The 25567-nt window shown below is 70.7% G+C and carries 16 protein-coding genes, 1 tRNA gene and 2 pseudogenes; 18 read left to right on the forward strand and 1 reads right to left on the reverse strand.

The genetic code is table 11. The features are described from left to right. The first annotated feature begins 366 nt into the window (after positions 1–366). From ssd to P8A20_RS19495, 7 genes and pseudogenes are all read left to right on the forward strand, one after another. Positions 367–1506 (forward strand): septum site-determining protein Ssd, encoded by a 1140-nt coding sequence (gene ssd / locus P8A20_RS19465; RefSeq protein WP_306103937.1) that lies wholly within the window; start codon positions 367–369, stop codon positions 1504–1506. Then, positions 1503–2651, forward strand: a complete 1149-nt coding sequence (locus P8A20_RS19470) for a TadA family conjugal transfer-associated ATPase (RefSeq protein ID WP_306103938.1) — start codon at positions 1503–1505, stop codon at positions 2649–2651. The genes ssd and P8A20_RS19470 overlap by 4 nt, the downstream gene beginning before the upstream one ends. A 23-nt stretch (positions 2652–2674) precedes the next feature. Continuing rightward, positions 2675–3517, forward strand: a complete 843-nt coding sequence (locus tag P8A20_RS19475) for a type II secretion system F family protein (RefSeq protein ID WP_306105172.1) — start codon at positions 2675–2677, stop codon at positions 3515–3517. Next, positions 3514–4326, forward strand: a complete 813-nt coding sequence (locus P8A20_RS19480) for a type II secretion system F family protein (RefSeq protein WP_306103939.1) — start codon at positions 3514–3516, stop codon at positions 4324–4326. Before P8A20_RS19475 ends, P8A20_RS19480 begins: the two co-directional genes overlap by 4 nt. Before the next feature lie 247 nt (positions 4327–4573). Then, on the forward strand, positions 4574–4810 hold the full coding sequence (locus P8A20_RS19485; protein ID WP_187282176.1) for a DUF4244 domain-containing protein: 237 nt from the start codon (positions 4574–4576) through the stop codon (positions 4808–4810). Beyond that, positions 4797–5219, forward strand: a complete 423-nt coding sequence (locus tag P8A20_RS19490) for a TadE family type IV pilus minor pilin (RefSeq protein WP_306103940.1) — start codon at positions 4797–4799, stop codon at positions 5217–5219. The genes P8A20_RS19485 and P8A20_RS19490 overlap by 14 nt, the downstream gene beginning before the upstream one ends. 47 nt (positions 5220–5266) lie before the next feature. After that, positions 5267–5500: pseudogene (locus tag P8A20_RS19495) on the forward strand (Rv3654c family TadE-like protein); the annotation flags it as partial. Between the two features lie 137 nt (positions 5501–5637). On the opposite strand, the gene sftH reads toward P8A20_RS19495, so the two are convergent. Further along, the gene (gene sftH, locus P8A20_RS19500; protein ID WP_306103941.1) at positions 5638–8205 is read right to left on the reverse strand and encodes a DNA 3'-5' helicase SftH; all 2568 of its coding nucleotides are present in this window, start codon (positions 8203–8205) and stop codon (positions 5638–5640) included. Positions 8206–8284: 79 nt separating this feature from the next. On the opposite strand from sftH, the gene P8A20_RS19505 reads away from it, so the two are divergent. The 11 genes and pseudogenes from P8A20_RS19505 (at position 8285) to P8A20_RS19555 (ending at position 25542) form a co-directional block, all read left to right on the forward strand. Beyond that, positions 8285–8638: an STAS domain-containing protein gene (locus P8A20_RS19505; protein ID WP_003967428.1), complete on the forward strand. Its 354-nt coding sequence runs from the start codon at positions 8285–8287 to the stop codon at positions 8636–8638. A gap of 205 nt (positions 8639–8843) precedes the next feature. Then, positions 8844–9293, forward strand: a complete 450-nt coding sequence (locus tag P8A20_RS19510) for an ATP-binding protein (protein WP_147958806.1) — start codon at positions 8844–8846, stop codon at positions 9291–9293. Between the two features lie 788 nt (positions 9294–10081). Next, positions 10082–12532, forward strand: coding sequence for a sodium-translocating pyrophosphatase (locus tag P8A20_RS19515; RefSeq protein WP_306103942.1), 2451 nt, complete (start codon positions 10082–10084; stop codon positions 12530–12532). A 280-nt stretch (positions 12533–12812) separates the two neighbouring features. After that, the gene (locus P8A20_RS19520; RefSeq protein ID WP_147958807.1) at positions 12813–13439 is read left to right on the forward strand and encodes a small secreted protein; all 627 of its coding nucleotides are present in this window, start codon (positions 12813–12815) and stop codon (positions 13437–13439) included. A gap of 209 nt (positions 13440–13648) precedes the next feature. Beyond that, positions 13649–15151, forward strand: a complete 1503-nt coding sequence (locus P8A20_RS19525) for a DUF7059 domain-containing protein (RefSeq protein WP_147958808.1) — start codon at positions 13649–13651, stop codon at positions 15149–15151. A 449-nt stretch (positions 15152–15600) separates the two neighbouring features. Beyond that, positions 15601–15798: a hypothetical protein gene (locus P8A20_RS19530; protein WP_030122939.1), complete on the forward strand. Its 198-nt coding sequence runs from the start codon at positions 15601–15603 to the stop codon at positions 15796–15798. A 280-nt stretch (positions 15799–16078) separates the two neighbouring features. Then, on the forward strand, positions 16079–18946 hold the full coding sequence (gene topA / locus P8A20_RS19535) for a type I DNA topoisomerase (RefSeq protein ID WP_306103943.1): 2868 nt from the start codon (positions 16079–16081) through the stop codon (positions 18944–18946). 308 nt (positions 18947–19254) lie between these two features. After that, a complete protein-coding gene (gene tmk, locus P8A20_RS19540) occupies positions 19255–22365 on the forward strand; it encodes a dTMP kinase (protein WP_306103944.1) in 3111 nt (1036 codons plus the stop codon). 156 nt (positions 22366–22521) lie between these two features. Continuing rightward, positions 22522–23727 carry a DNA polymerase III subunit delta' gene (locus P8A20_RS19545; RefSeq protein ID WP_147958811.1) on the forward strand — a complete coding sequence of 402 codons (1206 nt, stop codon included), beginning with the start codon at positions 22522–22524 and terminating at the stop codon, positions 23725–23727. 112 nt (positions 23728–23839) lie between these two features. Beyond that, positions 23840–25370: pseudogene (locus P8A20_RS19550) on the forward strand (alpha/beta hydrolase). Between the two features lie 98 nt (positions 25371–25468). Continuing rightward, positions 25469–25542, forward strand: a tRNA-Thr gene (locus P8A20_RS19555). Positions 25543–25567 lie beyond the last annotated feature (25 nt).

Here is a 25567-nt window from a genome sequence, read left to right on the forward strand (position 1 = left end):
GGGGACGACCCCCGCTCTCCCCCCCGGCGGGGGTCGTCGCATGTCCAGACGCATTTTTCGGCAGAGGATCGAGAGACTCTCTCCCCTGCCTGCCGCCGTCAAGCGCCTCTCGCGATGACGTACTCGATCATCCATTGTCACTCTGTGTAGTGGAAGTGCTGCGCTGTGAAAGTCCCCTGTACGAGGTACCGAGTTATTCACAACGTCGTAGTTGTCCACAGTTTTTGAGCAAGATCCACATGTTTTTCCGTGCAGTTGCATGGTGATTCCACCCGCGAAGTCCGCGGGTTCCGGAATCGCGTCTCTCGGAAGCGTTCGAGATCGCCGCGAAACCGCACTGAAGGGGCAGTGAGAGGGGCGGAGATCGTGGCTGGATCTTTCACGGGCGAAGGTCCGTCGAGCATCGAAGGGCGCCGGAGTGGACCGCTGATCGTGACCGAGGACGCCGAGTTGCTGGACGATCTTCTCAGGCTGTGCGCGGCGGCGGGGGCCGTTCCGGAAGTCCATCACGGGCCTCCGGGAGAGAGGGGCGGCTGGGAGAGGGCCCCGATGATTCTGGTGGGCGACGACGCGGCGCGCGGATGCCAAGGGACTGCCCGCAGGCCCGGGGTCATGCTCGTCGGCAGGGATCCGGGCGATCCTGATGTATGGCGCCGAGCGGTGGAGATCGGGGCCGAATACGTGCTGCGGCTGCCCGATTCCGAAGGGTGGCTCGTCGATCAGATCGCCAATGCGGCGGAAGGCGTGGGCAGGCCCGCACTCACCGTGGGAGTGATCGGAGGCCGCGGTGGCTCCGGTGCGTCCACGCTGGCCTGTGCGCTCGCCGTGACGGCGGCGGGGTCGGGCCGGCGGACCATGCTGATCGACGGCGATCCTCTGGGCGGTGGGATCGACGTGCTGCTGGGCGGCGAGACGTCCGAAGGTTTGCGGTGGCCGGATTTCGCCCGTTCGAAGGGGAGAGTGGGCGGAGGTGCGCTGGAGGAGTCCTTGCCTGCGCTGCACGGGCTGCGGGTGCTCAGTTGGGGCCGGGACGACGAGGTGATCGTTCCCCCACAGGCCATGCGATCGGTCCTCGCCGCAGCACGACGGCTAGGCGGTGTGGTGGTCGTCGATCTGCCGCGCAAGGTGGACGAGAGCATGGCGGAGGCGCTGGCGCAGTTGGATGTCGGACTGCTGGTCGTGCCAGGGGAACTCAGAGCTGTCGCGGCAGCGCAGCGCGTGGCGTCGTCCGTCCGCACGGTCCTGGAGGACCTGCGGGTCGTCGCGCGGGGCCCGTACACGGCAGGTCTGGACGAGCACTGGGTGGCGCAGGCTCTCGGGCTGCCTCTCGTCGGCGATCTGCCCCCGGAGGCCGGGTTGTCCTCGGGGCAGGACAGCGGTGCGCCCCCCGGAGCGAGTTCCCGTGGGGTGTTGGCTCGCTTCTGCACCGCTTTCTGGGAACTGGCGGATGCCCCGGCGCGCTCGGACGGCGCTTCGTCCCGGCACCGGGTGGGAGGGACGCGATGACCGACGCGTTGTTCGATGCCGTGCGACAGCGACTGGCCCGCAGCGGTGTGGCACCCACTCCAGCCGGGGTGGCAGCCGCACTGAGGGAGCAGGGCCGGTTGCTCGGTGACGCGGAAGTTCTCGGTGCGGCGGAGGAACTGCGGGGCGAACTGGTCGGCACAGGCGTCCTGGAGCGGCTGTTGGCCGACCCTGCGGTGACCGATGTGCTGGTGTCGGCTCCGGACCGGGTGTGGGTGGACCGCGGCGGTGGACTCGAGCTGACGCGGGTCGTCTTCCAGGATGCGGCCGCCGTCCGGCGGCTTGCTCAGAGGCTTGCCGCGGTGGCGGGGCGCCGACTGGACGACGCCCGGCCGTGGGTGGACGCCAGACTGCCGGACGGAACACGCATGCACGCGGTCCTGCCGCCGGTATCCATCGGCTCGACGTGCCTCTCGCTGCGTGTGGTGCGGCCCAAAGCCTTCACGCTGATGGAGCTCGTAGCGGCGGGGACGGTTCCGCCAGGCGGCGACCGGTTGCTGAAGGCGCTGGTCGAGGCCAGGGTCTCGTATCTGATCAGCGGAGGAACCGGAGCAGGGAAGACGACGCTGCTGTCGAGTCTGCTGGGGGTGGTCGGAGAGCGGGAACGCATCGTGCTGGCCGAGGATTCGGCGGAGCTGCGGCCAGATCATCCGCATGTCGTACGCCTGGAGTCGCGCCCCGCAAATCAGGAAGGTGCCGGGCGGGTGACACTGCGGGATCTCGTACGCCAGGCATTGCGTATGCGTCCTGACCGCCTGGTGGTGGGCGAGGTCCGGGGCGCTGAGGTGACGGAGCTGCTGGCCGCTCTCAACACCGGACACGAAGGCGGGTGCGGCACAGTCCACGCGAACGCGGCCGAGCATGTTCCGGCGCGTCTGGAGGCACTGGGGACGTTTGCCGGCCTCGACCGGGCGGCTCTGCACAGTCAGTTGGCCGCCGCGCTCTCCGTAGTCGTCCACCTCGCACGGGACAGGAGCGGGCAGCGGCGTCTGGCCGAGGTCCATGTGCTCGAACGTGATTCAGCCGGCCTGGTCGTCACTGTGCCTGCCCTGAGCTGGAGTGCGCGCGGGTTCGTTCCGGAACGGGGCTGGGAGCGGCTCGGCGCGCTGATCGGGGAGCAGCAGTGACGGCGACGGGCCATCACGCGCTGATGCACGTGCCGGAGTGGGTGATGGCCGGCTTCACGGGTCTGGCGGGCGGTCTGGTCGTGGCACGCGACACAGGGGCGCGGCGGGCTCGGGCCTTGATGGGCCGACGGCGGAAGGCACAGCCGTGGCCGACTGCATGGGCCAAGGTCCGCGATCTGGCGGACCGGCGGCGGGAGTGGCTGTGTGCCCCTGTGGCGGCCTTGCTCGCCTTGCTGGGGGAATCGGTGCTGCCGCTGGTCCTGGGTGCTGTGGCGGTACCTCTCGCGAGGCGCTGGCTGGGACGGCGGGAGCGGCGGCGCGAGTGCGAGAGGGCAGCCCACGCGGTGACGGCGCTCTGCGGGGCGGTGATCGGCGAACTGCGGGCCGGACGTGAGCCCGGGCAAGCCCTGCTCGTTGCCGAGCGCGACGCCGACGCACTGGGCCTCGCCGGGCCCGCCGTACTGGCCGCAGCGCGGTTCGGCGGCGATGTCCCGGCCGCTCTGCTGCAGGCATCGACGGGGCCGGGTCTCGATGGTCTCGCCGGGATGGCGGCCTGCTGGCGGGTCGCTGTGAACGGCGGAGCCGGACTCGGGGCAGGTCTCGCCCGGCTTGAGGGCGCACTGCGCGGCGAGAGGAGGCGGCGGGAGGAGTTGCGTGCGCAGCTTGCCGGCGCGTGGTCGACGGTGGCGGTACTGGCTTTGCTGCCGATGCTGGGGCTGGGACTGGGGGCGGCGCTCGGTGCGGACCCGCTGAGGGTTCTGCTGCACAGTCCGGGCGGGCTTGTCTGCCTGGTGACCGGCGGCCTTCTGGAAGCTGCGGGTCTGTTCTGGGCCTCGCGGATCGTGCGGTCGGGGGAGGCGGGATGAGCGGGATGCCTGCGTCGGGGGATTGGCCGACGACGGCCGGGGCCGTGGGGGCTGCCCTGGGCACAGCCGCCTACCTCACCCTGGTGCTGACCGGCCGGCGGCGTGCTCGGTGCGTACGCGGGCGGGGAGCGCAGCTGACCAAGTCCGCTGAGAGCAGGCGGAGACGGGGGTGGCCGGACCTGCGGGTCGCGAGCCGGGGCTGCGCACGCCTGTGGGCGATGCCCCTGGCCGTCTGGGTAGTTGGGTGGGTGCTTGTCGGCGGGATCATCGGATGCGCGGCCGGCCTTCTGCCGGCGTACGGAGTGCGGCGGTGGTGGAGCTCCGACAGGGGGCGCGCCCCCGCCGGCCAGGTTGCCGAGGCTGCTCTGGTCGCGCGGCAACTGCCGATCACCGCAGACCTCTTGGCTTCCTGCCTCGCGGCGGGCGCCGGGCCGCGGGAGGCGGCGGAGGCGGTCGGGGAAACCGTCGCCGGTCCTGTCGGTGACCGGTTGGCCCGGACCGCAGCCGTGATTCTCCTCGGCGGCGAACCCGACGAGGCGTGGCACCGGTTCGGGGAGTTGCCGGGTGCCGCGCCACTCGCCCGCTGCCTGGCACGTGCCTCGTCGACGGGCGCACCCGCGGCGGAGCCGGTCTCCCGACTGGCTGACGAGATACGCGCCGAGCGGGCGAGCGCGGCCGTGGCACGTGCTCAGCGGGCCGGTGTGCTGATCACCGCGCCGGTGGGGCTCTGCTTTCTGCCCGCCTTTCTGGCGGTGGGAGTGGCACCGGTGGTGATCGGGCTGGCGACCGGTCTCTCGCGAAGCGGCTGAGACTCAGCAGGCACTCGACCCCGGCCTGTTCTGACGCGGGTCGATCCGACGACCGGGCAGGGGACCGGGCCGAGTTTTCGCGCGGTCCGAGTCGTGGACCCGGCACGGCGCAAAAGCCGGATCGCCGATGGCTCCCGAGCGGGGAGCGGGAGCCCGACCGGCTTCATGTCGGCCGGAAGTACTGAATCAAGAGTTCTGAGTGGAACAACGTGAGGTCTGAGACATGGTGGTTGAGATCGTGGTCGAAATGGGTGGGAAGTTCATGGAGCGGTCGCTGAGCGCTCTGCGTCGTGTGTGGAGTGCCAGGTTCGGAAGGCATAACCGCTGCGGGGGCCTCGACCGGGGGATGACGACGTCCGAGTACGCGGTGGGGACCATCGCCGCGTGCGCGTTCGCTGCTGTGCTCTACAAGGTGGTGACCAGTGGAGCTGTGCTGTCGGCGTTGCAGTCGCTGATCAAGGACGCCCTTGATGCGAAGTTCTGAGGGGACGCTCGGGCGCAGGAGCGCCGACCGCGACCGGGGTGCGGTGACGGCGGAGGCCGCCATGGCCCTCACCGTGCTTGTGACGTTCGTGTTCGCTCTCGTCTGGGCGCTTGTGGCCGCGGCGGACCAGATCCGCTGTGTGGACGCCGCCCGCGCCGGAGCGCGCGCGGCGGCCCGGTCCGAGCCTGAGGCCGCGGTGCTGGCCGTGGCCCGGGAGTCGGCGCCGGACAGGGCCCGGGTCGCTGTGGAGCGTGCAGGTGAGCTGTGGAGCGTCCGGGTGGAGGCACCGACGCCGGGGCCGGGTCCCCTGGCTTTGACCCTGAGTGCCGAGGCGGTCGCGTTGGCCGAGGACACCGTGGGGGCGGAGACCGGCATGGGGGCGGAAGACACCGTGGGGGTGGGGCCGTGAGGCAGAGGAGGAGCGGAGACGCGCCCGGAGACCGCGGGCTGGCGACGGTGTGGGTTGCAGTCACGACGGCGACACTCTGCGCGGTGTTTGCGACGGTGCTCGCCCTCGGCCAGGCCGTGGCCGCCCGACACAGGGCCGGGGGCGCCGCGGACCTGGCAGCGCTTGCCGCAGCCGATCGAGCGCTCCAAGGCGTGGAGGAGGCTTGCAGGGCGGCCACCACGGTCGCTGTCGCCCAGGGCGCGGAGATCGTGCGCTGCGGGGTGAAGGGCGAGATCGCCGACGTGACGGCTCGTGCACGCTTCGGCCCCTACGCACCCGAGGTCAGGTCGAGAGCGGGGCCACCACAGGCCTTGCCTTCCCCCGGTGCGGCCGTCCGCGCCGTCCTCCGCCCGGGAAGTGGGGCCGAGCGGAGCCTGTCTCAGTCGCCGCCGCCCGGTCGCGGGCCCTCCGACTCTGGGCCATCCGACTCTGGGCCATCCGGTCGTCGGCCGTCCTTGCTCTCGACCGGACTTCCCGCCGGACGCACGTCCCCGGGGTCCGGTGGTGCCGTCCTGAGCAGCTCGGTCAGGAGTCGCACGGCGCCCCGTTTGTGCAGTGGGTCGTTGCCGTTGCCGCACTTGGGGGACTGGATGCACGACGGGCAGCCCGCCTCGCACTCGCAGGAAGCGATGGCCTGCCGCGTCGCGGTGAGCCAGGTGCGGGCCGTGTGGAACGCGCGCTCCGCGAAACCGGCACCACCGGGGTGGCCGTCGTAGACGAACACGGTGGGGAGGAGCGTGTCGGGGTGCAGGGGTACGGAGACACCGCCGATGTCCCAGCGGTCGCAGGTGGCGAAGAGCGGCAGCATCCCGATGGAGGCGTGTTCTGCCGCGTGCAGGGCACCTCCGAGGATCTCCGGGCTGATCCGGGCGGCGTCAAGCTGATCCTCGGTGACCGTCCACCACACGGCCCGGGTACGCAGGGTGCGCGGCGGCAGGTCGAGTTTGGTCTCACCCAGGACCTCTCCGGTGATCAGTCTGCGGCGAAGGAAGGAGACGACCTGGTTGGTGACCTCGACGGAGCCGAAGCAGAGCCTTCCGTCACCCCACGGGATCTCGGTGTCGGTCTCCAGCACGGAGATCGCCGTCGTGTCGCGGGCATTGGTGGAGTAGGGAGGGACGGCCTCCTCCACCAGGGCCACCGCATCCTCCAGATCCAGGCTCCGGACCAGGTAGGTCCGGCCCTGGTGGAGGTGGACGGCTCCCTCGTGTACTGAGGTGTGCGCGGCTGCTTCGTCGACGGTTCCCAGCAGTCGGCCGGTACCTGCCTCGACGATCTGGACCGGACGGCCGCCCCCGCCTCGGATGTCGGTGAGGTCGGCTGCGCGTTCACGGCGCGTCCAGTGCCAGCCCGTCGTCCGCCTGCGCAGCAGCTTCGCGGCCTCCAACTGCGGCAGAAGCTCGGGCGCGGCGGGACCGAAGAGCGTGATGTCGGATTCCGTGAGGGGCATCTCCGCGGCTGCGGCGCACAGGTGCGGGGCTAGGACATAGGGGTTGTCCGGGTCCAGGACGGTCGACTCCACCGGCTGGTCGAACAGCGCCTCGGGATGGTGGACGAGGAAAGTGTCCAGCGGATCGTCCCGGGCCACGAGGACGGCGAGGGCGCCCTGCCCCGATCGTCCGGCGCGCCCTGCCTGCTGCCAGAGCGAGGCACGGGTGCCCGGGTAGCCGGCGATGACGACGGCGTCCAGGCCCGAGACGTCGATACCGAGCTCCAGGGCCGTCGTGGCGGCCAGTCCGAGCAGTTCCCCTGAGTGCAGGGCCCTTTCCAGGGCCCTGCGTTCCTCCGGCAGGTATCCGCCTCGGTAGGCGGCGACGCGTCCGGGCAACGAGCGGTCCACCTCGGCGAGCCGCTCCTTGGCGATGACGGAGATGAGTTCGGCGCCTCGCCGGGAGCGCACGAAGGCGACCGAACGCACACCCTGAACGGTCAGGTCGGTCAGGAGGTCGGCGGTCTCGGCGGTGGCCGTACGGCGTACCGGAGCCCCCTTCTCGCCGTGCAGATCGGTCAGGGGGGGTTCCCAGAGGGCGAAGACCATCTCCCCCCTGGGCGAGGCGTCGTCGGCGACCTCCTTCACGGGCAGGCCTGTGAGACGTCCTGCGGCGACGGAGGGATGTGCCGCGGTGGCGGAGGCGAGGAGGAAGACGGGGTCGGATCCGTAGCGGGCGCAGAGGCGGCGAAGACGACGCAGCACCTGGGCGACGTGGGAGCCGAAGACGCCCCGGTAGGTGTGGCACTCGTCGATGACGACGAAGCGGAGGGCGCGCAGGAACGAGGCCCACCGGGGGTGGGACGGAAGGATGCCTCGATGCAGCATGTCGGGGTTCGTCAGGACGTAATTGGCGTACTGACGCACCCATTCGCGTTCTTCGACCGGCGTGTCCCCGTCGTAGACCGCCGGCCGGATCGCGGAGCCGAGCGGCGTCGCGAGCGCCTTCACCGACCGGCGCTGGTCGGCGGCCAGAGCCTTGGTGGGGGCGAGGTACAGGGCGGTGGTGCCGCGGCCGTTCGGGGCATGGGAGCCGTCGAGGAGGGTACTCAGTACCGGAGCGAGGTAGGCCAGTGACTTTCCCGAGGCCGTCCCGGTGGAGATCACGACGGACTCGCCGTCCAGTGCGTGCTCGGCTGCGGCGGCCTGGTGAGTCCACGGATGGTCGATTCCGGCCCTGCCGATTGCGGAGATCACTTCTGGACGGATGCGATCAGGCCAGGTGGCATGGGTTCCCGCGCGCGGGGGCAAGTGCTCCGTATGAGTGATGCGCGCTGCCCGGCCCGCCGCTGCGGCGAGCCGGTCGAGAACCACTGCGGGAGAGGGGCGCGAGCCTGCGTTCCCGGGTGGTCGACTGGGGCGGTGATTCTTGGCCATCGGCACCGAGTGTGTCACTGGCGTGACGGACAATGGTCCCAAGGCGTCGTGCATGGCTGCTGGTAAGTGATTGAATGCCATCGCGGCTGGCGATCCGTCCCCTGGCCTCCGTCGGGGAGACCGAGGGGCGACCGCTCGATAGCAAGGTGCTGGAGGATCCGTGGACCTGTCCCTGTCGACTCGCAATGTGTCCGGGCCTGGTGGCGACCGTACGGTCGTCGAGGTCGGTGGCGAGATTGATGTGTATACCGCGCCCAAGCTGCGCGAGCAGTTGGTCGAGTTGGTGAATGACGGCAGCTACCACCTGGTTGTCGACATGGAAGGCGTCGACTTCCTCGACTCCACCGGCCTCGGCGTGCTCGTTGGCGGCTTGAAGCGTGTGCGGGCCCATGAGGGCTCGCTGCGCCTGGTGTGCAACCAGGAGCGCATTCTCAAGATTTTCCGGATCACAGGCCTGACCAAGGTGTTTCCCATTCACACCACGGTCGACGAGGCTGTCGCGGCCACCGACTGAAGTCGGTGCGGGCCGGCCCCTCCAGGGTCGGCAGGCATGGCGGTGACGGACCGGCAGGCGGCAGCAGGCGGGCCGCCACGAGCAGGCGGTCGACCAAGTGGTCGGCTGCCGGCTTCGTCGGTTTCCGGGGGAGAATGAGAGCAGGGGTACCGGGCGCCAAGCCCGGGCCCCTGAGACGCACGCCCATACGTTCGAGGGGGATGGCATGCCAACCGTTGAACTCCGCTTCAGCGCTCAGCCCGAACACGTCAGGACGGCCCGCCTCGTGGCAGCCGCAGTGGCGCGCCGGGCCGGCGTCGACGAGGCGGTGCTCGACGAGGTCAGACTCGCGGTCGGCGAGGCGTGCAGTCGCGCCGTAGGGCTGCATCGGAGCCATGGCATCGCCTCTCCCGTCACGGTCGTTCTGACCGAGGACGAGAAGGCGTTCTCCATCGAGGTCGGCGACGGGCATCTCGCCACGGGAAGCGACGCCTCGGCGCAGGGAGTGCCTGGTGGCGGAGGTCCGGACGTCCCGGAGACCGAAGCCGACAGCGAGGACGAGATGGGCCTCGCGGTCATCAGCGGTCTCGTCGACGATGTCGAAGTCCGCACGGGTGCGGACGGCGGAGTGATCCGCATGACCTGGCCGACGAGTCCGGCCGTGGTGCTTCCCTGATTCACCCCGCCAGCGCTGTCGTTCACCGCCCTGTGCTGTGGTTCAGCCCCTGTGCTGTCGTTCACGCCCTGTGCTGTGCTTCGAGCCCTGCGCTGTCTTTCAGGCCCGGCGTGATGCCGAGATGAGACGGCATCCTCCGCTGCCAGGCCCCTCTGCCGTGGCCGGCGGCGTCCAACGTGCCTGCGAGGCTTCGTTCCCACGCAGCCCGTGCACCACCTCGAGCTACCTGCCCCGGTATTCCATTTCGGCCGCGCACCGTTCCGCCCTGTGCCGCGCCCTGTGCCGCGCCCTGTTCCGCCCTGTGCCTCGCCCCGCAGGAGGGCTTGGCCGACGCATGTGATCGCGTTGCTGGGCACGGTCAGCTTCGTGCCCGATCTCGGACCTCGATCTCCTCCCGGCGTGATCCCCCCAGCGTAATCCTCCTGGCGTAACCCTCCGGGAGCAATCCGCTTCGGCGCCCAGCTTCGTGCACGCCCAGCTTCCCGCATGGCCGCCCTCGTGCACGGCGGCCTTCCCGCATGGCCGCCTCGAGCTGATGGGCGGGCCTGGTGGGCGGGCCTGGTGGGCGAGGCCCTCGCCAGGATTTCGTCCTTGCTCTTCATCGGTGATCTCCGATAATTCCCGCGTGTCATGCGTCGGCCCCATTACTGCATTCGGGCCCAGGTGCGTGCGAGATCATTTGCCATTGGGTGGACGAAAAACGATTTCATTGACCACCCACTGTTTTGGTCAGACTCTTCTCCCTACAATCCGTCCACGTCTTGAGCGCTCAGTGTCAAGGAGGACGTATGGCGGAGTTCGTCAACACCCCACTCGCAGAACTGGCGCACGTTCCCGTACCTTCCGGCCGGTCCACCTCGCTCGCAGCCGCAGTACTCACCGACGGCAACCGGCTGATCGTCGTCGTCATCGCGGTCGTCGCTCTCGCCGCGCTGGTCGTGGCCCGGCTGCTGGCGCGCCAGGTGCTGGCTGCCGGTGAGGGAACCGAACGCATGAAAGAGATCGCGGCAGCCGTCCAGGAAGGTGCGAATGCCTATCTGGCCCGGCAGTTGCGCACCGTCGGCATTTTCGCCGTAGTCGTGTTCTTCCTGCTCCTGCTGCTTCCCGCCGACAACGGGGCGCAGCGCGTGGGGCGCTCGCTGTTCTTCCTGGTGGGGGCGCTTTTCTCGGCGGCCACCGGATACATCGGTATGAGGCTCGCTGTCCGCAGCAATGTGCGTGTGGCAGCTGCCGCACGCGAGGCGACTCCCGCACAGGGTGAACCGGAGAAAGATCTCACCGCCGTTTCGCACAGAGCGATGAAGATCGCGTTTCGTACCGGTGGCGTGGTCGGCATGATCACGGTGGGTCTCGGACTGCTCGGTGCGTCCTGCGTGGTGCTCGTCTACGCGGCCGACGCGCCCGAGGTGCTGGAGGGTTTCGGTCTCGGCGCCGCGTTGATCGCGATGTTCATGAGGGTCGGAGGGGGCATCTTCACCAAGGCCGCCGATGTGGGCGCCGACCTGGTGGGCAAGGTGGAGCAGGGCATCCCCGAGGACGATCCGCGTAATGCGGCCACCATCGCGGACAACGTGGGTGACAACGTCGGCGACTGCGCAGGCATGGCCGCAGACCTGTTCGAGTCGTACGCCGTGACGCTCGTGGCCGCGCTCATCCTGGGCAAGGCGGCCTTCGGGGACGCGGGGCTGGCCTTCCCGCTGATCGTGCCGGCGATCGGGGTGGTCACGGCGATGATCGGGATCTTCGCCGTGGCTCCCCGGCGCGCGGACCGCAGTGGGATGAGCGCCATCAACCGCGGGTTCTTCGTATCAGCGGTGATCTCGCTCGCGCTCGTGGCGGTGGCCGTCTTCGTCCATCTGCCGTCCTCCTACGCCGAGCTCGACGGTGTCACGGACCGGGCCATCGCCTCGCACGGCGGCGATCCGCGCGTCTTCGCGCTGGTCGCGGTGGCCATCGGGATCGTGCTCGCCGCTCTGATCCAGCAGCTCACGGGCTACTTCACCGAGACCAGCCGGCGTCCGGTGCGGGACATCGGGAAGTCCTCGCTGACCGGGCCGGCGACCGTCGTGCTGGCAGGTATCTCCATCGGCCTGGAGTCGGCGGTCTACACCGCTCTCCTGATCGGTCTCGGCGTCTACGGGGCGTTCCTGCTCGGCGGTACGTCGATCATGCTGGCGCTCTTCGCGGTTGCCCTGGCGGGGACCGGCCTGCTCACCACCGTGGGCGTCATCGTCGCGATGGACACCTTCGGCCCGGTCTCCGACAACGCCCAGGGCATCGCTGAGATGTCCGGGGACGTCACGGGCGCGGGAGCCCAGGTCCTCACGGATCTGGACGCCGTCGGCAACACCACCAAGGCCATCACCAAGGGCATCGCGATCGCCACGGCCGTCCTGGCGGCGGCGGCGCTCTTCGGCTCGTACCGGGACGCCATCGCCACCGCGGTCGACGACGTGGGTGCCAGGGCGGGGGAGCTAGGGCTGAGTCTGGACATCTCGCAGCCGAACAACATGGTCGGCCTCATCCTCGGAGCCGCGGTCGTCTTCCTCTTCTCCGGGCTGGCCATCAACGCGGTCTCCCGGTCGGCGGGAGCAGTGGTCCACGAGGTGCGCCGGCAGTTCCGGGAGCACCCCGGGATCATGGACCGTACGGAGAAACCCGAGTACGGACGCGTGGTCGACATCTGCACCAAGGATGCTCTGCGCGAGCTGGCCACACCCGGCCTGCTCGCCGTCCTCGCGCCCATCGCGGTGGGGTTCACCCTGGGGGTCGGAGCGCTCGGCTCGTACCTCGCGGGTGCCATCGCGACCGGGACCCTGATGGCGGTCTTCCTCGCCAACTCCGGTGGCGCGTGGGACAACGCCAAGAAGCTCGTCGAGGACGGCCACCACGGTGGGAAGGGGAGCGACGCCCATGCAGCGACGGTCATCGGTGACACGGTCGGCGACCCGTTCAAGGACACGGCGGGCCCAGCCATCAACCCGCTCCTCAAGGTGATGAATCTCGTGGCGCTGCTGATCGCCCCCGCGGTGGTGCAGTTCAGCTACGGCGACGATGCGAGCCCGGCTGTGAGGGCTCTGGTCGCCGTCATCGCCGTGGTGGTCATCATCGGAGCGGTCTACGTGTCCAAGCGGCGGGGGATCGCCGTGGGTGACAGCGACGGCCCGACCGGTGGTGACGGTGACTCGGGCGCCGGTGACAGCCCTGCCGCGTCCACCGGCCCGGCTGCTCCTGCCTGAGCCCGGCGGTCGTGATCCGGGGCGACCCGAAGGTGACGTCCGATCATGAGGGCGGTGAGCGGCGCGCTTTGACGTGTCGTCCGCCGCTCCCGTGCCCGGGAGGCCGTCGGCCACGTAAACGATCCGCACATGCGTCCGAGTGGACAGGTGAGTTGTATCTCCCTCACTTCCCTTGGTGCAAATGGCTTCAAAAGAATGCATATCGGATACAGGGCGCCTGATTGTCGTCCACTTGCCGTGTAAGTTCCGGGGCCGAGAGCCTTGGAAGGGACCCCATCCGGTGAACAAGAAGCTTGCAGCCGCACTGTCCGGCGGTGCGGTACTCGTACTGACGCTGTCGGGCTGCAGCGACGACAGCGACAACAAGGTGAACGACTGGGCGAAGAAGGTCTGCGACCAGGTTCAGCCGCAGTTGCAGAAGATCGCGAACGCCAATGCCGCGATCCAGCAGCAGACGGCCGACAACAGCAAGCCCGCCGACGTCCAGAAGACCGACTCGGCCGCCTTCCAGCAGATCTCGCAGGCGTACAAGGCGCTGGGTTCGGCCGTGGAGTCGGCGGGCGCGCCGCCGGTGGACGGTGGGGAGACCACCCAGAAGGAGGCCGTGAAGGAGCTCAACGCCTCCTCCGTGGCCTACGCGGACCTGAAGACGAAGGTCGACGCGCTCGACACGAAGGACCAGGCGAAGTTCGCCGACGGCCTCAAGGGCATTGCCGACGAGCTGAACAAGATCAGCACCAACGGTGACCAGGCGCTGAAGAAGCTCCAGTCCGGTGAGGTCGGCTCCGCGATGGCGAAGCAGAAGGGCTGCCAGAAGCCCACGGCCTCGGCGCCGCCCGCCTCCGCCCCGTCGGCCCCGGCCTCGGAGTCCGCCTCGCCTTCGGCGTCGCCGAGCGAGAAGTCGTAGCAGCAAGAAGTTGTGGCGGCAGGAATCCGTAGCAGTGGGAAGTCGTAGCGGCGGGAATCCGTACCAAGGGAATCCGTAGCGGCGGATGTCGTAACGGCGATATGTCGCGGCGGCGAGACGCCCCGCGGGGACGCTCTCACAGTGGCCCGGCGGCCCCTCTTGGGTGCCGGGCCGCTGCCGTTGTCGGCGGGAGCGGCCACAATGGTCGGGTGAGTACGACCAGCCTCCCCGCATCCGACTCTGCCGCCCGGCTCCGCGAAGCCCTGATTGCCGCCGCGTTCACCGCAGATGGCCTCCTCGAACTGCTCGGCGCGCCCGCTTATGCCGCGCTGGCCCGCAGCGAGACCGTCCCGGCCCTCCGGGCCACTCGCGGGGACTCGCCGCTCGACACGCTGGTGCGGCTGTTCCTGCTGCAGCGCCCCGTGCCGGTCGCGGCAGCCGCCGCGGCTCTCCCGTTGGAGGAGTGCGCCGCGGACGGCTGGGTGGTCCGCGACGGCGACCTGGTCGGAGCCACCGTCGATGTCCGCCCCTACGGCGGACCCGAGGGGCAGGACTGGTTCATCGTCTCCGACCTGGGATGCGCCGTCGGAGGTGCCGGCGGCATCGGCTCGCACGAGGAGGGCGTCGTCCTCGGCGTCGGCGGGGCCTCCACCACGCTCGCCGGGATCACGGTGCGGGGGCCCGTCACCTCGGCCCTCGATCTCGGCACGGGTTCCGGGATCCAGGCGCTGCACGCCGCCCAGCACGCCACCCGGGTCACCGCCACGGACGTCAACCCGCGCGCTCTGGAATTCACCCGTCTGACCCTTGCCCTGTCCGGAGCGGCCCCCGCCGACCTTCGGGAGGGGTCTCTCTTCGACCCCGTCGGCACGGAGACGTACGACCTGATCGTGTCCAACCCGCCCTTCGTCATCTCGCCCGGCGCCAGGCTGACGTACCGCGACGGCGGCATGGGAGGTGACGACCTGTGCCGGACTCTCGTGCAGCAGGCCGGGGAACACCTCGGCGAAGGCGGTTACGCGCAGTTCCTCGCCAACTGGCAGCACGTGGAGGGTGAGGAATGGCAGGACCGGGTGCGCTCCTGGGTGCCTGCCGGCTGCGACGCCTGGATCGTGCAGCGCGAGGTGCAGGATGTCACCCAGTACGCCGAACTGTGGCTGCGTGACAGCGGCGACCACCGCACCGACCCCGCCCTGTACGCCGAGCGGTACGAAGCCTGGCTGGACGAGTTCGAGGCCCGCAGCACCAGGGCTGTCGGCTTCGGATGGATCACACTCCGGAAGTCCGCGGCTGCCGTCGGGAATCCGTCGATCGTGGCGGAGGAGTGGCCGCACGCGGTGGAACAGCCCCTCGGTCCGGCCGTGGAGGCCCATTTCGCACGCCAGGACTACCTGCGTGAGCACGACGACGCGGCCCTGCTCTCCGCGCATTTCACCCTTGCCGAGGAGGTCGTGCAGGAGCAGGTCGGGTTGCCGGGCGCCGAGGACCCCGAGCATGTGGTGCTGCGTCAGCACCGTGGAATGCGACGGGCGACCAAGGTCGACGCAGTCGGCGCGGGGTTCGCGGGGGTGTGCGACGGTTCGCTGCCCGCGGGCAGGATCCTGGATGCCATCGCCCAGCTGATGGCCGAGGACCCGGTGCTGCTGCGCGACCGCACCCCGCAGGCGATCCGACTGCTGGTGGAGGAAGGCTTTCTGGAGCCCGTGCGGTGACGAGTCGGCCCGTGCTCGTGCGGTGACGAGTCGGCCCGTGCCCGTGCGGTGACGAGCCGCCGGCGTCCGGGCAACCGGTGCTGCGGTACCGCGTCACCGCAGGCACCGAACGCCCCGGCCCGCCCCGGCGGCGCAGTCCGCACAGGTGCGTGGCCGTGCTCCGCTCCCGCGGGCCGGAATGGTTCCTTTCCACGCCGAAAACCCCTCTGGCCAGCGCCTTCTCACGCGATCCATGACGACTCCGGCGCGCTGCGCGAGGTTCCGCTCCTCCAGGTAGGCCGGACCGCCGCTCGGCGTTCACCCCGGGTTCGTGACGACGACGCCCCGGGGTGGCAGCCTCCCCTCTGCCGAGCCGTCCGCACAGTCCGACGGCCACGTGGGCCACGCGAGCCACGACGGCGTACGGGCCCGCGGTGGCAGCCGCGGGGAAGAGCGTGAGGGGTACGGACATGGAGAGCGTCACCGCGGTCTTCGCCGGTGCGGCATTCGCGTTGTTCGGCACCGCCCTCCTCGTCTGGACCGGGGCGCGCACCATCCAGCGCGCGCCGGTGGCGCTCGGTGTGAGCCCCGTCGCCTCCACCGTTCTGGCCACGCTCTTCGGCGTACTCTTCCTCGTCCTCGGCGTGTGGTGTCTCACCCGCGTCTGATCCACTTCTCCGGCAGGTCCGGCGGCCGCCGGACAGCCGCCCGGCAGGTTGCCCCGGCTAGCCTCCGAAACCCGCAGGCGGCAGCCTCGCGAGGAGTGGGCCGGGTGGTCCGGGCGGCAGGAATGGCGGAAGTCGGGTTACCGTTCGAGTGGCCGTTGCGGGCTTTTGCCGTTTGACACGGGGGCGGGTTGTACCGTCACACTCCGCAGCGACAGCACCGCGGGTAGCGTCAGAACGCTGCCCGGATGCCCACGAGTGCCGACCGGAGAGAAGAGCGAAGTTGTCCCCGACCAGCGAAACCGCAGGCCGCCGACTCGTCATTGTCGAGTCGCCTGCCAAGGCGAAGACGATCAAGGGCTATCTCGGCCCCGGATACGTCGTCGAGGCGAGCGTCGGGCACATCCGCGACCTGCCGAACGGCGCCGCCGAGGTGCCCGACGAGTACACGGGTGAGGTACGCCGCCTCGGTGTGGACGTCGAAAACGACTTCCAGCCGATCTACGTCGTCAACGCAGACAAGAAGGCCCAGGTCAGGAAGCTCAAGCAGCTTCTTGCCGAATCCGACGAACTCTTCCTCGCCACCGATGAGGACCGCGAGGGCGAAGCCATCGCGTGGCACCTGCAGGAAGTCCTCAGGCCCAAGGTCCCCGTCCACCGGATGGTCTTCCACGAGATCACCAAGGACGCGATCCGGTCCGCCGTGGCCAATCCGCGCGAGCTCAACCAGCGCATGGTCGACGCCCAGGAGACCCGCCGTATCCTCGACCGCCTCTACGGCTACGAGGTCTCGCCGGTCCTGTGGAAGAAGGTCATGCCGCGGCTCTCCGCCGGCCGTGTCCAGTCCGTGGCCACCCGTCTCGTCGTCGAGCGGGAGCGCGAGCGCATCGCCTTCCGCTCCGCCGAGTACTGGGACCTGACCGGCACCTTCGCCACCGGCCGCACCGGTGACACGTCGGACCCCTCGACGCTCACCGCCCGCCTCAGCGCGGTCGACGGGCGCCGTATCGCCCAGGGCCGGGACTTCGGCCCGGACGGGCAGCTCAAGCAGGGCTCCGCCCAGACGCTGCACCTGGACGAGACCAACGCCCGCGCCCTGGCCGCGGCGCTGGCCGACTCCTCGTTCGCGGTCCGCTCGGTCGAGTCGAAGCCGTACCGCCGTTCGCCGTACGCGCCCTTCCGCACCACGACCCTCCAGCAGGAGGCGAGCCGGAAGCTGGGCTTCGGGGCCAAGGCCACGATGCAGGTGGCGCAGAAGCTGTACGAGAACGGCTTCATCACCTACATGCGTACGGACTCCACGACCCTCTCGGACACCGCGGTCTCCGCGGCCCGGGCGCAGGTCACGCAGCTGTACGGGGCGAACTACCTGCCCGACAAGCCGCGCACGTACGCCGGCAAGGTCAAGAACGCGCAGGAGGCGCACGAGGCGATCCGCCCCTCGGGCGACCGCTTCCGCACCCCGGCGGAGACCGGCCTCACCGGTGACCAGTTCCGGCTCTACGAACTGATCTGGAAGCGGACCGTCGCCTCCCAGATGAAGGACGCCACAGGTAACTCCGTCACGGTGAAGATCGGTGGCCGGGCGAGCGACGGCCGGGACGCCGAGTTCTCCGCGTCCGGCAAGACGATCACCTTCCACGGCTTCATGAAGGCGTACGTCGAAGGCGCCGACGACCCGAACGCCGAGCTGGACGACCGTGAGCGCCGGCTGCCGCAGGTCGCCGAGGGCGACGCGCTGACCGCTGACGAGGTCACGGTCGACGGTCACGCGACGAAGCCTCCGGCCCGGTACACCGAGGCGTCGCTGGTCAAGGAGCTCGAAGAGCGCGAGATCGGCCGTCCGTCGACGTACGCCTCGATCATCGGGACCATCCTGGACCGCGGCTACGTGTTCAAGAAGGGCACGGCCCTGGTGCCGTCGTTCCTCTCGTTCGCCGTGGTCAACCTGCTGGAGAAGCACTTCGGCCGGCTCGTCGACTACGACTTCACCGCCCGCATGGAGGACGACCTCGACCGCATCGCGCGGGGCGAGGCCCAGTCCGTGCCGTGGCTGCGCCGCTTCTACTTCGGCGCCGGGGACGACACGGCCGGTGCCGGTGCGGCATCCGACGCCGGCAATGGCGACGGGGACCACCTCGGCGGCCTGAAGGAGCTCGTGACCGACCTGGGCGCGATCGACGCCCGCGAGATCTCCTCGTTCCCCGTCGGCAACGACATCAAGCTCCGTGTCGGCCGCTACGGCCCGTACATCGAGCGGGGCGAGAAGGACTCCGAGGGCCACCAGCGCGCCGATGTGCCGGAGGACCTGGCGCCCGACGAGCTGTCCGTGGAACTCGCGGAGGAGCTGCTGGCCAAGCCGAGCGGCGACTTCGAGCTCGGCGCCGACCCGGTCAGCGGGAACCAGATCATCGCGAAGGACGGGCGCTACGGCCCGTACGTCACCGAGGTGCTGCCCGAGGGCACACCGAAGACGGGCAAGAACGCGGTGAAGCCCCGGACCGCGTCCCTCTTCAAGTCGATGTCGCTCGATACGGTGACACTTGCCGACGCGCTCAAGCTGATGTCGCTGCCGCGTGTCGTCGGTGAGGACGCCGAGGGCGTCGAGATCACCGCGCAGAACGGCCGCTACGGCCCGTACCTGAAGAAGGGCACGGACTCGCGGTCGCTCACCTCGGAGGACCAGCTCTTCGACATCACCCTCGAAGAGGCCCTCGCGATCTACGCCCAGCCGAAGCAGCGCGGGCGGGCCGCCGCCAAGCCGCCGCTGAAGGAGCTGGGCACGGACCCCGTGAGCGGGTCCCCGGTGGTCGTCAAGGACGGCCGGTTCGGCGCGTACGTCACCGACGGTGAGACCAACGCGACGCTGCGGACCGACGACAGCGTCGAGGACATCACGCCGGAACGTGGCTACGAGCTGCTCGCCGAGAAGCGGGCCAAGGGGCCTGCGAAGAAGAAGACGGCGAAGAAGGCTCCGGCCAAGAAGGCCACCGCGAAGAAGGCCACGACGGCCAAGAAGGCGACCGCCAAGAAGACGACCGCCACCAAGACGGCGGCCGCGAAGAAGACGACGGCCGCCAAGAAGGCGCCGGCGAAGAAGGCGACCGCCACCGCGAAGAGGACCGCGTCGGCGCCGTCCGACGAGAGCTGACCGCCGGGCCCCCGGGCAGGCGGCGCCGAAGGCCACGCACCGGCCCGGCGGGTCGGGTGTCGACCTGAGGAGCCGGGCGCCGGGTGCCGGCCTGAGGAGCCGGGTGCCGGGTGCCGGGCGGGGCCGTCCGTCGGTCGCACAGGCATGAGGAGCCGGCCGTTCGCCGTGCTCGAACACCGGAAGGGCTGGGGTGACCCGGCCCTTCCGGCGTTCGCGGGAGCGGTCGCGCGGGACCGGCCCGCGCATCCACTGGGCATATGTTCGGACGCGGCCCCCGGGTCCCGCGCCGCTCCCGATAGGCTGGGCGGATGACGCGAGCCGAGCAGCCACCGGTCGTGAGCCCCACCTCCGACACACTTGCCGCAGACTCACGCGAGCGCGCCGTACGAGCCCTTCTGCGTGTTCCCCCGCTCCGGCGGTTGTGGAGCGCCCAGCTCGTCGGAAGTATCGGCGATTCACTCGCCCTTCTCGTGCTCGTGCTGCTGTCGCTGCAAGCGGCGGTCGTCGAGGGCTCATTCGGCGCCGGATACCGCGGGGCGGCCTTTGCCGTCGCCGCCGTCTTCGGTGCCCGGATCCTTTCCACCGTGCTCTTCGGAGCCGTACTCCTTGGGCCTCTGACGGCGCTCACCGCGCCCGGCGGGCCGGTCGACCGGCGATGGCTGATGATCGGGACGGACGGGCTGCGGCTCGCCCTGCTGGTCGTCGCGCCCCTGTGGATCGACTGGATGCCGGACAAGGCACTCATGATGATCCTCATCACCGTCTTCGTGGCGGGTGTCGGCGAACGCCTGTGGGCGATCGCCAAGGAGAGCGCCGCTCCCGCGCTGCTTCCCGCCCCGCCCCCGGAGGGTGCCGCCGTGCGCCCGCTGCCGGACCACCTCGACGCCCTGCGCAGGCTCTCCCTGCGGACGAGCTTCCTGGCTGTGCCCGCAGCCGCGGCCGTGCTGGTGGTTGCCGCGCTGATCGGTGAACTGCTCGGTACCGGCTTCGACTGGTTCTCCTTCCACCAGGCGGCCCTCGGCTCCTACATCGCGGCGGGGCTCTTCTCCGCCTCCGTCTCGACCCTGTACTTCCTCGAACTCCCGGCAACCCGTACGCCCCGCCCGCGCTCGCCCCTGGAGGGGCTGCGCCGGCCAACCGCCGGCTCTGGTACCGACAAGGGCCGCACCGGCACCATCCCGCTGGTCGTCGCCGCGTGCTCCGCGGTCGCGGGGGCCATCGCCGCCGCAGCCGCCGTCTCCGTGCTCCACGCCTCCGACCTCGGCGGCGGCCCGGCCACCTTCGCCCTGCTGATCCTGGCCCTGACCGGGGGCACCGCCCTCGGTATCCGTACCGCGCGCAAGGTGCTGCCCGCCCTGTCGCGGCGCCGTCTGCTGGCCCTGGCGGTCGCCGTCACCGGTGTCTCGCTGCTGGCGCTCGGCCTCGTTCCGGACACCGCCACCGGGCTGCTGATCGCGCTGCTCGCCGGTTACGCCGCGGGGGTCGCCGCCCATATCGGGCACGCCGTCATCGACCAGGAGACGGAGGCATCCCGGCAGGCCAGGAACACCGAGCACCTCCAGGCAGTCGTCCGCGTGCTGGTCGCGCTCGGCGCGGTGGGCGGGCCGCTGCTCGCCGCCGCGATCGGCCGGCACCGGCTGGGGTCCGGCGATTTCGTCTTCGCGCACGGCGGTGCCGCCTTCGCGCTGATGCTCATCGGCGCGCTGCTGCTTCCCGTCGCGGTGATCGTCCTGGCGAGGACCGACGACCGTTCCGGTGTCCCGCTGCGCCGTGACCTGCGTGAGGCGCTGCGCGGCGGCGACCCCGCTGTCGCCCCCGCGACGAACGGTTTCTTCCTCGTCCTGGAGGGCGGCGACGGAGCCGGCAAGTCCACCCAGGTCGAGACGCTCGCCGACTGGATCCGCGCCAAGGGCCACGAGGTCGTCGTGACCCGCGAGCCGGGTGCCACGCCGATCGGCAAGCGGCTGCGTTCGATCCTGCTGGACGTCTCGTCGGCCGGCCTGTCCAACCGCGCGGAGGCGCTGCTGTACGCCGCCGACCGGGCGGAGCACGTGGACTCGGTCGTCCGCCCGGCGCTGGAGCGCGGCGCGATCGTCATCTCGGACCGCTACATCGACTCGTCCGTCGCCTACCAGGGCGCCGGCCGGGACCTCGCCCCGACCGAGATCGCCAGGATCTCGCGCTGGGCGACGAGTGGACTCGTACCGCATCTGACGGTGCTTCTCGACGTCGACCCGCAGACGGCACGGGAACGCTTCACCGAGGCGCCCGACCGGCTGGAGTCCGAGCCCGCCGAGTTCCACGACCGGGTGCGCTCCGGCTTCCTCACCCTCGCGGCTGCCGACCCGGCCCGCTACCTGGTGGTGGACGCCGGGCAGGAGGCGGAAGCGATCACCACTGTCGTACGCCACCGGCTCGACCGGCTCCTGCCCCTCTCCGAGGCCGAGATCAAGGCCCGGGAGGAGGCGCGGAAGGCGGCCGAGGAGGAGGCCCGGCGCAAGGCCGAGGAAGAGGCCGCCCGCAAGGCCGAGGAGGAGCGCCTGGAGCGCGAGCGGCAGGCTCAGCTCGCCAAGCTCCGGGCCGAGGAGGAGGAGCGCAGGCGCCGCGAGGAGGAAGAGGCGCGGCAGCGCGAGGCCGAACGGCAGGCGGAGGAGGCCCGGCAGCGTGCCGAGGAGGCCCGTCGCCGTGCCGAGGAGGAGCGCTCCCGACTCGAAGCCGAGGAGCGGGTGCGTGAGGCCGAGCAGGAGCGGCTGCGCCGGCAGGCCCAGGAAGAGGCGCGGCTGCGCAAGGAGGCGGAGGAACTCCGCCTGGAGAAGCAGCGCAAGGCGGAGGAGGCGCTGCTGCGGTCCGAGGAGGCCCGCCGCCGCGCCGAGGCCGAGGCGGCAGCCCGTGCCGAGGAGGCCGCGGCCGACGCCGCCGCGCAGCGTTCCCAGGACTCCGGCCGGACCGGTTCCCGGTCGGGCGGACCGACCGTTCCGGACAACGAGCTCACCGTCCCGACGCCGGTCGTGAATCCGAACGAGATCACGCAGCCCGTGCCGGTCGCCAGGCCCGAGCGCCCGGCGCGCGACGCCGACGAGACGGCCGTGCTGCCGCCCGTGCGTGACGCCGACGAGACCGCGGTGCTGCGGCCCGTGCGGGACGAGAACCCTTCGGACCGGGTGCCGCCGGGCGTTTTCCGTGACGGGCGCCGGGCCTCCGGCGCCGAGAGCGAGAACGAGCGCACGCGTGAACTGCCGCAGGTGAGCGACGACCCGCAGGCGGGGCAGGACGATCGAGGCCGCAAGAAGCGGCCGCGTTCCGACTGGGCCGAGGAGACGCCGCTCGACGATCTGCCGTCACTCGCCGACGAACTGCTCGGTGACCGTGACGACGATCAGGGCGGCTCCGGGCGGGGCGGACGCAAGCCGCGCCGCTGACGGGCCGATCCCGGCCCCGGCGGCGTGACCGGCCGGTGTGGCCGGGGGCTTGCGGCGAGGGAGCGGAACGCCGGGGTTGTCAGACCCTTCCCGCACAATGGGGAGGCGAGGGAACACCCGGCGTTCCCGCACCACACCACCGGAAGGGCGGTGACCATGACCGTATGGGACGACCTGGTCGGACAGGACCGAGTGCAGGCGCAGCTCGGTGCCGCCGCCCGGGACGCCGATGCGCTGGTCACCGCGCAGTCCGTCGGGGGGCCGGTGTCCCCCAGCTCGAAGATGACCCACGCCTGGCTGTTCACCGGCCCGCCAGGTTCCGGCCGGGCCACCGCCGCCCGTGCCTTTGCCGCGGCCCTCCAGTGCACCAGCCCCGACCGTGCGCTGGGCGGAGCTCCCGGCTGCGGCTTCTGCGACGGCTGCCACACCGCGCTGATCGGAACCCACGCCGACGTCGAGGTCATCCGCACGGATCTGCTCTCCATCGGTGTGAAGGAGACCCGTGAGCTCGTCCGCCGGGCCCAGCTGTCCCCAGCCGTGGGCCGCTGGCAGGTCATCGTCATGGAGGACGCCGACCGCCTCACGGAGGGCGCGGGAAACGTCCTGCTGAAGGCGGTGGAGGAGCCCGCGCCGCGCACCGTGTGGCTGCTCTGCGCACCTTCCCTCGAGGACGTGCTGCCCACGATCCGATCCCGCTGCCGCCATCTCACGCTGCGTACGCCTCCGGTGGAAGCCGTCGCGGATGTGCTGATCAGACGTGACGGCATCGACCCCGAGCGGGCGGCGTCCGCGGCCCGCGCCACCCAGGGCCACATCGGCAGGGCACGTCGTCTCGCCACGGACGAGCGGGCGCGCGCCCGGCGTGCGGCGGTGCTCAAGCTCCCGCTGCGCGTCCATGACGTCGGCGGCTGCCTCAAGTCGGCCCAGGAGCTGATCGACACGGCGACGGACGACGCCAAGCAGGTCGCCGAGGAGATCGACGTCAAGGAGACGGACGACCTGAAGGCGGCGCTCGGTGCCGTGGCAGGGGGTCGGATGCCGCGCGGGACGGCGGGGGCGATGAAGGAGCTGGAGGACCGGCAGAAGCGCCGCAGGACGCGTACGCAGCGCGACAGTCTCGACCTCGCGCTGAGCGAACTCACCGGTTTCTACCGCGATGTGCTGGCGCTTCAGCTCGGATCCCGGACCGCCCTCGCCAACACCGACGTACGGGACGCGCTCGACCGGATCGCCGAGTCCTCCACCCCCGAGCGCACCCTGCGCCGGATCGAGGCAGTGTTCGCCTGCCGCCGGGCCCTCGACCGCAACGTCGCGCCGCTGCTTGCGGTGGAGTCGATGACGGTGGCCCTCCGAGCGGGCTGACGTCCGGAGCCGGCGCGCTGCGACGCGGTCCCGACCGGTCCGTGAGCCGAGCGAATTCACCCGTATGAGCAGGGAATCGGTCGAGTCGTCACACGGCGGCTACGCTCCGGGGATGGACACCAGGCGCCTGCTCCGTACGTTCGCCACCGCGCTCGGCACTGCCGGCCTTTCTCGTCTCCGGCTGCAGCAGCGGAGGTTCGGCGCCGAGCGCGTCGGCGACGGGCTCGGCCGCCTCCGAGGAACTCGAGCCGTACTACGGGCAGAAGCTGCGCTGGCGGGACTGCGGTGTGGAGGGCTTCCAGTGCGCCACGATGAAGGCCCCGCTGGACTACGCCGAGCCCGACGGCGGAGACGTCCAGCTCGCCGTCTCGCGCAAGAAGGCCACCGGGCCGGGCAAGCGGATCGGCTCGCTCCTGGTGAACCCCGGCGGCCCCGGCGGCTCCGCCGTCGGCTACCTCCAGGGGTACGCGGCCATCGGCTATCCGGCCCCGGTCCGCGCCCGGTACGACATGGTGGCCATCGATCCGCGCGGGGTGGCCCGCAGCGAACCGGTCAATTGCCTCACCGGCAAGGAGATGGACACCTACACACAGGTGGACCAGACCCCCGACGACAAGGCTGAGATCGCAGCGCTCGACAAGTCCTTCGCGAAGTTCGCCGCCGGCTGCGAGAAGCGCTCCGGGAAGATCCTCCCGCACGTCTCCACCGTCGAGACGGCGCGAGACATGGACATTCTGCGCTCCTTGCTCGGCGACGAGAAGCTGCACTACGTCGGGGCCTCGTACGGCACGTTCCTCGGCGCGACCTACGCCGACCTCTTCCCCACCCGCGTCGGACGCCTCGTCCTCGACGGGGCCATGGATCCGTCGCTCCCCGCGATCGACATCAACCGTGACCAGACCGCGGGCTTCGAGGCGGCGTTGCAGTCCTTCGCCGCGGACTGTGTGAAGCAGGACGACTGCCCGCTCGGCACGACGTCCACCGCGAACGCGGCGACCGAGCTGAAGAAGCTCTTCGCCGATCTGGACTCCGAACCGGTGCCGACGGGCGATGCCCGCCGGCTGACCGAGTCCCTGGCGACCACCGGGGTGATCGCCGCGATGTACGACGAGTCCGCCTGGCCCCAGCTCCGCGAGGCGGTCGCCGCGGCGCAGCGCGGGGACGGCTCCGGGCTCCTCGCACTGGCCGACAGCTACTACGAGCGCGATCCGAGCGGCAAGTACCAGAACCTGATGTTCGCCAACGCTGCCGTGAACTGCCTCGACCTCGCCCCCGCCTTCACCGGCCCCGAAGCCGTGGAGAAGGCCCTCCCGGAGTTCGAGAAGGCGTCCCCGGTCTTCGGCAGGGGTTTCGCCTGGGCCGCCCTGAACTGCGCCGCCTGGCCCGTGGAGCCCACCGGCACCGCGCACCGCACCGAGGCCGAGGGGGCCGCCCCCATCGTCGTGGTCGGCACCACCCGCGACCCGGCCACCCCCTACAAGTGGGCCGAGTCCCTCGCGGACCAGCTCTCCTCCGGCACCCTGCTCACCTACGAGGGCGACGGACACACGGCGTACGGCCGGGGCAGCGACTGCGTCGACACGGCGATCAACACCTACCTGCTGGACGGCACACCGCCCAAGGACGGCAAGAAGTGCACCTGACCTGCTGAGACGGCCGACCGGGCGGGTGGTGCGGAGTACCCCCGGAAACTGTGTAGACTTGGGCTCGCTGCTGACCGCACCATGGTGTGACAGAGCGTGCCGCCTTAGCTCAGATGGCCAGAGCAACGCACTCGTAATGCGTAGGTCTCGGGTTCGAATCCCGAAGGCGGCTCGGATCAGCCCCAGGACTCACTCGC

It is taken from the genome of Streptomyces sp. Alt3 (assembly GCF_030719215.1).
GTDB lineage: Bacteria > Actinomycetota > Actinomycetes > Streptomycetales > Streptomycetaceae > Streptomyces > Streptomyces glycanivorans.